The 10048-nt window shown below is 72.3% G+C and carries 8 protein-coding genes; 2 read left to right on the forward strand and 6 right to left on the reverse strand.

Going from position 1 to position 10048, the window contains the following annotated elements; all coding sequences use genetic code 11:
• Positions 1-199 precede the first annotated feature (199 nt).
• Genes PLP61_RS10360 through PLP61_RS10385 form a run of 6 tightly spaced genes read right to left on the reverse strand, consistent with a single transcriptional unit; the run spans position 200 to position 5855 of the window.
• Complete coding sequence (locus PLP61_RS10360) at positions 200-703, reverse strand: Crp/Fnr family transcriptional regulator (protein WP_324502634.1); 504 nt, start codon at positions 701-703, stop codon at positions 200-202.
• Positions 700-1200 carry a hydrogenase maturation protease gene (locus PLP61_RS10365; protein WP_324502635.1) on the reverse strand — a complete coding sequence of 167 codons (501 nt, stop codon included), beginning with the start codon at positions 1198-1200 and terminating at the stop codon, positions 700-702. The genes PLP61_RS10360 and PLP61_RS10365 overlap by 4 nt, the downstream gene beginning before the upstream one ends.
• Before the next feature lies 1 nt (position 1201).
• The gene (locus tag PLP61_RS10370; protein WP_324502636.1) at positions 1202-2683 is read right to left on the reverse strand and encodes a Ni/Fe hydrogenase subunit alpha; all 1482 of its coding nucleotides are present in this window, start codon (positions 2681-2683) and stop codon (positions 1202-1204) included.
• Positions 2684-2698: 15 nt separating this feature from the next.
• Positions 2699-3319, reverse strand: a complete 621-nt coding sequence (locus tag PLP61_RS10375) for an NADH-quinone oxidoreductase subunit B family protein (RefSeq protein WP_324502637.1) — start codon at positions 3317-3319, stop codon at positions 2699-2701.
• Complete coding sequence (locus PLP61_RS10380; RefSeq protein ID WP_324502638.1) at positions 3316-4047, reverse strand: 2Fe-2S iron-sulfur cluster-binding protein; 732 nt, start codon at positions 4045-4047, stop codon at positions 3316-3318. The genes PLP61_RS10375 and PLP61_RS10380 overlap by 4 nt, the downstream gene beginning before the upstream one ends.
• Complete coding sequence (locus PLP61_RS10385; RefSeq protein ID WP_324502639.1) at positions 4044-5855, reverse strand: NAD(P)H-dependent oxidoreductase subunit E; 1812 nt, start codon at positions 5853-5855, stop codon at positions 4044-4046. Before PLP61_RS10385 ends, PLP61_RS10380 begins: the two co-directional genes overlap by 4 nt.
• 219 nt (positions 5856-6074) lie before the next feature.
• Between PLP61_RS10385 and clpB the strand changes: the two genes are divergently transcribed.
• Complete coding sequence (clpB, locus tag PLP61_RS10390) at positions 6075-8669, forward strand: ATP-dependent chaperone ClpB (protein WP_324502640.1); 2595 nt, start codon at positions 6075-6077, stop codon at positions 8667-8669.
• Positions 8670-8934: 265 nt separating this feature from the next.
• Entirely contained in the window at positions 8935-9966 is a 1032-nt protein-coding gene (locus tag PLP61_RS10395; RefSeq protein WP_324502641.1) for a type IV toxin-antitoxin system AbiEi family antitoxin domain-containing protein, read from the forward strand.
• Positions 9967-10048: the final 82 nt, after the last annotated feature.

The following is a 10048-nucleotide window of genomic DNA, read 5'->3' on the forward strand; positions in this document are numbered from 1 at the left end:
CTGGCCAGTCGGTGGTGGTCTGGCGCCGCTTGCGCTGAGCTCCCCGCCGGGGGCTCCCCTCGCGCTACCCGGGGATGCGCCCCCTGAGATCGACCGCGACCGCGGACCCCGGGGGCGAGGCCCCGATCCTGGCCTGCACCGGGACCACTCCCCAGCCGTAGGTCGCCATCGCGGCGACCTCGGCGAGGTCGCCAGGAGGTCAGAGGCGCTTGCCGCCGCGGGAGACGTAGTCGGTGAGCTCCTGCTGCTGCTGGCCGAGGGAGGCGGCGGTCTGGTGCACCCGGACGATCACCGCCCGCATGAAGTCGTACATCACCCGGGGATGCTCCTCGATGAGCGGCTCGAAGTCGGTGAGCTCGAAGGCAAGGACCGCGGCCTCACCGTCGATCGCCCGCACGGACTGGGTGTGGTCGTCGCCGTCGATGAAGCTCAGCTCGCCCACCAGGTCACCCTCCTCCAGCACGTGCACGATCACCTCCGAGCGCTGCCGGCTGGGCTCGCGGACGACCGCGAGCCGTCCCCGGGTGACCAGGAAGAACGTCTCCGGCGGGTCGCCGCGGTGGAAGAGGAACTCGCCGTCGGCCAGCGCCCGCTCCTCCCCGGCGTACCCGGCGAGGACCTCGGCGCCCTGGCGGCCGAGGTACGTGCCTAGCGGGGCCTGCTCGATGGTGGAGACGATGCGGTCGTGGTCGGTGGCGGTCATCGGCTGGTCCTTCGGGAGGGGAGGGGCGGGGGTACGACGGTCGTCGGGGAGGCCATCGCGGCCAGCGCCGCGGTGAGGTTGGCCTCAGCGGCAGGGGTGAGGCCCGCGACCAGGTCCCAGCCGTAGCCCCGGATGGCCAGCACCTCGACCTCGGGCAGCACTCCGAAGCACTGCCGGCAGGTCTCCAGGACGGTCGGGACGGTGAGGGCGTGGGAGGTGAAGGCCACCTCGAGACGGGGCTGCGGCCGCCCGCGGCTGAAGTCGGCGACCGCGGCCTCGGTGGTGCTGTCGACGAAGAGCACCCGGCGGCGGTCCCGGATCAGGTCGGCGTCCTCCAGGTGCAGCTGGTAGGTCCGGACCAGCTCCGCCTCGCCGCAGAGTCCCGCGGCCTCCACCCTGTCGACGAACGCCCAGCCCAGCCCGTCGTCCTGGCGCCCGACGTTGCCGATGCCGACCACCAGGCAGTCGGCCCCGGCGTACCGCTCCAGCCCGGGCACGTCAGCGGGCCTTCTCGGCGACGACGGCGCCGGAGGGGTCGAGGATGGTCACGACCAGCGGCATCTGGCCCAGCGCGTGGGTGGCGCAGCTCAGGCACGGGTCGTAGGCGCGGATGCCCACCTCGACCGCGTTCATCATCCCCTCGGTGATCTCGAGGCGGCCGGCGAGCCGCTCCTCGGCCACCGCGCGCACCGTCCGGTTGAGGACGCCGTTGTTCTGGGTGGTGGCCACGATCAGGTTGGCCGAGGTGATCGCACCGTCGGCGTCGGCACGGTAGTGGTGCAGGAGCGTCCCGCGTGGCGCCTCCACGACCCCGACGCCCTCGCCGGTCCACGCGCCCTGCCCCGGGGCGACGACCAGCCCGGGCGGGACGACGTCCCCGGCGAGCACGTCGGGATCGGCCAGCAGGTCGCGGATCAGCTCCGCGGCGTGCAGGATCTCGATCGCCCGCGCCCAGTTGGAGTGCAGCGTCATGGCGTTGGCACGGCCGTCGGTGTAGGCGTGGAACTCCTCCAGGGCCGCTGCCGCCTCCGGGGTCGGCAGCGACCGGGTGACGTTCATCCGGGCCAGCGAGCCGACCCGCACGGTCCCGGGCTCACGGCCCAGCCGGGTGAGGAAGGGGAACTTCATGTAGCTCCACTCCTCGACCGCCTCGCTGAAGTGGTCGAGGTAGTCGTGGTAGTCGAACTCCTCCACGACCTCCCGGTCCGGGCCGACCACCCGCAGCCGGCCGTCGTAGTAGTCGACGTTCCCGTCGGGGCCGACCAGCGACATGTCCAGCGCCGGGACGACGGCGAAGGAGTCGACCTCGTCGCGGTGCTCGGCGTGGAAGCGCCGGAACAGCTCCAGCCCGTCGTGGGCGTACTCCATCACCTCGGCCAGCGAGATGATCCCCTCGTCGCCGTGCACGAACCGGTCCCGCTCGGCGGAGGTGAGCGACTTCTGCACCCCGCCGGGCACCGCGCTCACGCCGTGCATCCGCTTGCCGAAGATGGCCCGCAGCAGCTCTTGGCCCCACTTGCGCAGCTTGACCACCCGGGTCACCAGCGCCGGGTCCGCCTCCAGCAGGCCGAGGAGGTTGCGCTGCTCGGGCGCCGCGTCCATCCCGAACATCATCTCGGGCACGACGAGGTAGAAGTACGCCGTGGCGTGGGACTGCAGCATCTGCGCGTAGTGCCCCAGGCGGCGCATCTTCACCGCGGTGGGCGTGAGCTCCAGCCCGGGCGCGGTGCCGATCCCGACCAGGTCGTCGAGGACCTTCGCCCCGGCCAGGTGGTGGCTGACGAAGCAGATCCCGCAGATGCGCTGGAGCAGGACCGGCGCCTCCCAGTAGGGGTGCCCCTGGACGAACCGCTCGTACCCGCGGAACTCCACCACGTGCAGGCGCGCGTCGGCGACCCGCCGCTCGTCGTCGAGGGTGACCACGACCTTGCCGTGCCCCTCGATCCTGGTGATCGGGTCGATGACCAGCTTCTGGCTCATGCGGTGGGTGTCCTGTCAGTCGAAGCGGGTGAGCGAGCGGGGCAGGTCGACCGGCCGACCGTGCGCCAGGTCGTCGAGCACGGCGAAGACCGCGTCCCCGTCGGGTGGGCAGCCGGGGATGAAGTAGTCCATGTGCACGACCTCGTGGCAGGGGTGGACCTTCGCGGTCAGCCGGGGGATCTCCGGGTGGAGCGGGATCGTCGGCCGCGCCCCGGCCACCGCCGTCGGGGACTCGAGGTATGCCTCGGCGAGGCAGGCCCCCAGGCCGACGGAGTTGCGCAGCGAGGGAATGCCGCCCCAGAGGGCGCAGGCGCCCACCGAGATCAGCACGTCGCAGTGCGTGCGGAAGTGCTCGAGGGTCTCGATGTTCTCCTCGTTGGCCACCCCGCCCTCGACGAAGCCCACCGCGCAGCGCCCGGTGATCCGCTTCAGGTCGGTTAGCGAGGACCGCACGATCGTCACGCGGTCCAGCAGCGGCACGATCCGCTCGTCCATGTCGAGGATCGACAGCGTGCAGCCCCAGCAGCCGCACAGCGAGATCGTCGAGATCCGGATCTTGCCCTCCCGTGCCGCTACCGTGGCCGGGGCGGGCGGGGTGGCCGGCAGCTGGTGGGAGGCCCGTCGCCGCTTGCTCATGAGGTCGCCTCCCCGGGGGTACGCTCGAGGGGTACGTCGCCGAGGACGCGCTCACGCAGCGGGATCCGGTCGTAGTGGCGGGCGCCGATCGGCTCGTCGTAGCCCACCGCCTTGTGCAGGATGGCGCCGACGGGGCAGATCCCCACCGCCTCGTCGACCTGGTCGGGCGGCATCGCGTCGGCGAGCTCGACGTCGACCTCGATCCGCGCTCCCTCGCCCCGGCCGCTCATCGAGAAGATCTTCTGGCCGGTCCGGCGGTCGCGGACGTACTCCACGCAGCGGTGGCACAGGATGCACCGGTCGCGCTCCAGCCAGAGGTCGCGCGGCCGGTGCTCGGCCTCGCGGGTGGGGTAGCGGTACGGGAACTCCGCAGCCTGCATCCCCACCTCGTAACCGGCCGACTGCAGCCGGCACCGTCCGCTCTTCTCGCAGCTCGGGCAGTTGTGGACGCCCTCGACGAAGAGCAGCTCGACGACCTGCCGGCGCATCACGGCGAGGTCCGGTGCCTCGACCTCGACCTCGATCCCGTCCCTGACCGGCACGGTGCAGCCCGCCACCACGTGCCCGTTGAGCCGGACCGAGCAGACCCGGCAGGTGCCGAGCGGGTCGCGCTCGGGGTTGAAGCACAAGGTGGGGACGAAGACGCCGTGCTCGGCGGCCGCCTCGACCACGCTCTGCCCCTCGCGCGCGGTGATGCTCACGCCGTCGATGGTGAACTCCACGCTCATCGGGCGCGCTCCTCCTCCAGTCCGGCCGCCAGGGCGGCGTACCCCTCCACCTCGGCGCCGGCGTCGAACGACGCGCGCAGCGCGCTGTCGGTCGCGGCCAGCCGGGCCCGGTAGACCTCCGGGAACCGGTCGATCGTGGTGAGCAGCGGCTTGGGCGAGGTGCCGCCCAGCCCGCAGCGGCTGGCCCGGCGGACCAGCTCGCTCCAGCCGCGCAGCCGCTCCAGGTCGGTGGCATCGGCGCGCCCGGCGAGGAGCCGGTCGACGCCCTGGAGCAGGGCGGTGTTCCCGGCCCGGCACGGCACGCAGATCCCGCAGGACTCGTCGACGAAGAACTGCAGGTGGTGGCGGACGATGCCCAGCAGGTCACGGCTGGAGTCGAAGATCGTGAAGGCGCCGTTGCAGGGCAGGTCCTCGAAGGCGATGCGTCGGGTGGCGTCGCGGAGCGCCGAGACGCACTCCCCGGACGGCCCGCCGACCTGGACCGCCCAGGGGTCGCGGGCACCGACCTGCTCCAGCACCTGGCCGAGCGTCGTGCCCCACTCGACCTCGTAGATCCCCGGGTGGTCGCAGTCCCCGGCGACGCTGAGCAGCCGGGTGCCGGCCGAGTCGATCGTGCCCAGGCCGTTGAACCACACCGGTCCCTTCTCGAGCAGCCGGGTGACCGCCGCGAAGCTCTCGACGTTGTCGATGCAGGTGGGCTCGCCGAGGTAGCCGACCTGGGCGGGGAAGGGGGGCTTGAGCCGCGGGGTGCCGCGCTTGCCCTCGCACGACTCGATCAGCGCCGACTCCTCCCCGCACACGTAGGCGCCTGCGCCGCGTTGGATCCGGATGTCGAAGTCGAAGCCCTCGCGCCCCGCGATCGCGGTGCCGAGCAGCCCGGCCTCGCGGAGGTCCCGCAGCTGCCGGTCGAGGTAGTCCACCAGGTAGGGGTACTCGCCTCGCAGGTAGATGATGCCGTCGTCGGCGCCGATCGCGTACGCCGCGAGCACCATGCCGGCGAGCACCAGGTCCGGGCTCCGGGTGAGCAGCACCCGGTCCTTGAACGTGCCCGGCTCGCCCTCGTCGGCGTTGCAGATGACGTGCTTGTGCCGGCCCTCGGCCGCGGCGCACAGCCGCCACTTCAGGCCGGTCGCGAAGCCTGCCCCGCCCCGCCCGCGCAGGTCGGAGGCCGTCACCAGCTCGACGATCTCGGTGGGGGTCATCCGCAGGCACGAGCGGATCAGGTCGCCGACGTCGGTGTGCGGCCGGAAGAACACCGGCCCCTCGGTCTGGACGTGCGAGGCCACCAGCGCGTCGACGTACTCGAGAGTGTCGGTGGGCAGCCCGCGCGGGTTGGCGACCTCCTGGGGCGTTCGTCCCGCCCGCAGCGCGGCGACGATCTCCGTGACGCGCTGCGGGGTCAGTTCGGTGAGGACCACGTCCTCGACCAGCATCGCCGGCTCCTGGTCGGAGAGCCCGATGCACGGGGTCGAGAACAGCCCGAACGTGCCGCTCGGGTCGACCTCGCCCAGCCGGGCGCCGGTCTCGCTCTCCAGCGCGGCGAGCACCTCGGCGTACCCGTGCATCCTGGCCAGGACGGTGTCGGCCAGGTGCAGCCGGATCCGGCCGGCGGGCCTCTCGTGGAACAGGTGGTAGAACGACGCGGTCTCCCGGACGTCGAGGTACGTCGTGCCCAGGCCGGCGGCCAGGGCCCGCAGGTCCTCCTCCGGCAGCCAGCCACGGGCGTGCTGGACGTCCCAGAGCATGTCCAGCAGGCGGGTGCGGTCCGCGGCGTACCGCTCGAGGAGCTCCCCGGCCAGCGTGCTCATGACACCTCCCCGCCGCTCGCCCCGGGCGGGGTCCCGGCTCCTCCGAGGCTACTCATCCGGGCACCCGGCTGCCCAGCGTCTGTGCGCTACGCGACCCCGGGGGACCCTCGCCGGAGCAAGTTGAGTGGAATGGACTCAACTTGTGGTGCGTTGCACCCCGTGGGGCCACAGTGGTCCCACGCACGCGACCAGCCACGAGCACAGCCCAGAGGGGACACGTTGAGCCAGTTCGGAGCAGAGAAGTTCACCACCCGCAGCCGCGAGGTGATCGAGGCCGCCCAGCTGTCCGCGACCACCGCAGGCAACACCGCGACCGAGCCGATCCACCTGCTCGTCGCCCTGCTGCGCCAGGAGGACGGCACCGCGCGGAACCTGGTCGCCAAGGCCGGCGTGGACGCGGCGCTGCTCACCGCGCGCGCCGAGGCCGCCATGAACGCGCTGCCCCGGGCCAGCGGCACCACGGTCCAGCAGCCGGGCGCCTCCGCCGCGCTCACCCGCACGCTGGCCAGCGCGATGGACCTGGCCGCCTCGATGAAGGACGAGTACGTCGCCACCGAGCACCTGCTCATCGCCTGCGCCACCGTCGAGTCGGGCGCGAAGACGCTGCTCGGCGACGCCGGGCTCGCCGCCGACGGGCTGCGGGAGGGGCTCACCGCGCTGCGCGGCAACCGGCGGGTCACCAGCCCGGAGGCGGAGTCGACCTACGAGGCGCTGGAGAAGTACTCCGTCGACCTGACCCGCGCCGCCGAGCAGGGCCGGCTCGACCCGGTGATCGGCCGGGACGCCGAGATCCGGCGGGTCGTGCAGGTGCTGAGCCGGCGTACCAAGAACAACCCGGTGCTCATCGGCGAGCCCGGCGTCGGGAAGACCGCCGTCGTCGAGGGCCTCGCCCAGCGCGTCGTCACCGGCGACGTGCCCGACTCGCTGAAGGGGCGCCGGGTGCTGTCGCTGGACCTGGCCGCGATGGTGGCCGGCGCGAAGTACCGCGGCGAGTTCGAGGAGCGGCTCAAGGCGGTCCTGGAGGAGATCAAGGACGCCGGCGGCCAGATCATCACCTTCATCGACGAGCTGCACACCGTGGTGGGAGCCGGTGCCGGCGGCGACTCCTCGATGGACGCCGGCAACATGCTCAAGCCGATGCTCGCCCGCGGCGAGCTGCACATGATCGGGGCCACCACCCTCGACGAGTACCGCGAGCGCATCGAGAAGGACCCCGCCCTGGAGCGCCGCTTCCAGCAGATCTTCGTGGGCGAGCCGAGCGTGGAGGACACCGTCCAGATCCTGCGCGGGATCCAGGAGAAGTACGAGGCCCACCACGGCGTGCGCATCACCGACTCCGCGCTGGTGGCCGCGGCCACGCTCTCCGACCGGTTCATCTCCGGCCGCCAGCTCCCGGACAAGGCCATCGACCTCATCGACGAGGCCGCCTCCCGCCTGCGGATGGAGATCGAGTCCTCCCCGGAGGAGATCGACCGGCTGCGCCGGTCGGTGGACCGGCTCACCATGGAGGAGTTCGCGCTCGCCAAGGAGTCCGACCCGGCCTCGCAGGAGAGGCTGGCCAAGCTGCGCCAGGACCTCGCCGACCAGCAGGAGGAGCTGCGTGCGCTCGAGGCCCGCTGGGAGAGCGAGAAGGCCAGCCTCGAGGGCGAGGGCGAGCTGCGCCGGGCGCTGGACCAGCTCAAGGTCGAGGCCGAGCGGTTCCTGCGCGAGGGCAACCTGGAGGCGGCCAGCAAGATCAACTACGGCTCGATCCCGGAGCTGGAGAAGAAGATCGAGGCGGCGGTGGCCGTCGAGCGGTCCGGCACCGAGCCGCTGGTCGGCGAGGAGGTCGGCGCCGAGCAGGTCGCCGAGGTGGTCGAGGCCTGGACCGGCATCCCCACCGGCCGGCTTCTCGAGGGGGAGACCGCCAAGCTGCTGCGGATGGAGGAGGTCATCGGGGAGCGGCTGATCGGCCAGCAGGACGCCGTGAACGCCGTGAGCGACGCCGTCCGCCGCTCGCGGGCGGGGATCTCCGACCCGAACCGGCCCACCGGCTCCTTCCTCTTCCTCGGCCCCACGGGCACCGGCAAGACCGAGCTGGCCAAGGCACTCGCCGACTTCCTCTTCGACGACGAGCGGGCGATCGTGCGCATCGACATGAGCGAGTACTCCGAGAAGCACTCGGTCGCCCGGCTGGTCGGCGCCCCGCCCGGGTACGTCGGCTACGAGGAGGGCGGCCAGCTGACCGAGGCCGTGCGGCGCCGCCCCTACTCGGTGGTCCTCCTCGACGAGGTCGAGAAGGCGCACCCCGAGGTCTTCGACATCCTGCTGCAGGTGCTCGACGACGGCCGGCTCACCGACGGCCAGGGCCGCACCGTCGACTTCCGCAACACCCTGCTGATCCTCACCAGCAACCTGGGCTCGACGTACCTCGTCGACCCGACCCTGGGTGTGACCGAGAAGCGCGAGATGGTGCTCGCGGTGGTCCGGCAGTCCTTCAAGCCGGAGTTCCTCAACCGCCTCGACGAGGTGGTCGTCTTCGACGCGCTGACCCGCGACGAGCTGGCTCGCATCGTCGACCTGCAGCTGGCGCTGCTGGAGAATCGCCTCGCGGTGCGACGCATCGCCATCCGGGTGACCGACGCCGCGCGAGACTGGCTGGCCGACAAGGGCTTCGACCCGGCGTACGGCGCGCGCCCGCTGCGGCGACTGATCCAGACCGCGATCGGCGACCCGATGGCGCGGCTGCTGATCGCCGGCGAGATCGCCGACGGCGGTGGGGTGGACGTCGAGGTAGCCGGCGACGGCACCGGGCTGGAGCTCACCCCCCGCTGACGCTGTGGTCACCTCCTCCTGACTGCCGCGGGGTTGTGGTCGCGTCTTCCTGACTGCCGCGGGGTTGTGGTCGCTCTGGGCGCCCGAATCGGGCCGTTCGACGACAACAACCCCGCGGAAGACGGGGGGAGGGGGACCCGCCGGCTCGAACCGACCAGGTGGCCGGTGGAGCGTTCCGTCCACAGGTGGGCGAGGCTCGCGGGCTGTCCACAGGTGAGGGCGGTACGACGAGCCGTCCGTGCCGGGATCCGGCGAGGCTGCGCCCATGGATCTCGGCTCACTCCGCGAGGGTCTGGTCCCCACCGCCGGCCGGCAGTTCGGGCTGTTCACCCGGCAGCAGGCCGTCTCCGCCGGTTACCCGCCCGGGCAGGTACGCGTGCTGATCGCGCGCGGATCGTGGGTCGTGGTCCGTCGGGGCGTCTACACCCCCGTCGAGATCTGGGAGGCGCAACCGGGCGTGGACGACCGGCTGTGGCTGCGGGACGTGGCCGCGCATCTCTCGATGGCCACTCCGCACGCGTTGAGCCACGACTCCGCCGCCCGGGCCCTCGGTCTGCCGATGCTCCGACCCCGGAGCCCGCTCGTCCACATCACCAGGCCGGGGGTCCTCGGGACACGCACCGTGCACGGCGTCAAGCACCACCTCGGCAAGGAGTCGCCCGCCGAGACCGTCGGGATCGGCGGGATCACCGTGACCGGACTCGCCAGGACGTCTCTGGATCTCGCGCGGGAGCACGGCCACCGTTCCGGCCTGGTGGCGATCGACGCGGCGCGCCGCCGAGGAGCGGACCTTCGATCGTTCGAGCGAGAGCTCGCGCGGATGACGCACTGGCCGTACGTACGGACCGCCCGAGCCGCCCTCGGAGTGTCCGACCCCGGCGCCGAGTCGATCGGGGAGACGCTGGCTCGTGACCTGGTCGTCGAGCTCGGCATCGGTCAGGTCTTCACCCAGTTCGCCGTCAACCTCGGGTACGCGACCGTGTGGTGTGACCTGCGGGTCGGCTGCCACGTCTTCGAGTTCGACGGTCGCCAGAAGTACCTGCGCATCGAGCAGGGCGGGTTCAGCGACGAGGAGCCCAGTGACATCGTGTGGCGGGAGAAGGTCCGCGAGCGCGACATCTGTGGCGAGGGCCTGGGCATGTCTCGCCTGGTCTGGGGCGACTTCTTCGGAGCCGCACGAGATCGAGCCAAGAGGCGCATCCACGCGGAGTACGCCCGGACCGTCGCCCTCCATGGCCGAACGCTGCCCGAGCACCTCGCCCGGTTCGCCCGAGAGCACCCGCGCCGCACGTCCTGACGTCACCTCGGCGGGGCGCACCTGGCACCGCACAAGTTCCGCGCCCCGTCTTCCGCGGTCCCGCACGCCCCGTCTTCCGCGG

The organism is Nocardioides sp. (genome assembly GCF_035429765.1).
In the GTDB taxonomy this organism is placed as follows: Bacteria; Actinomycetota; Actinomycetes; order Propionibacteriales; family Nocardioidaceae; genus Nocardioides.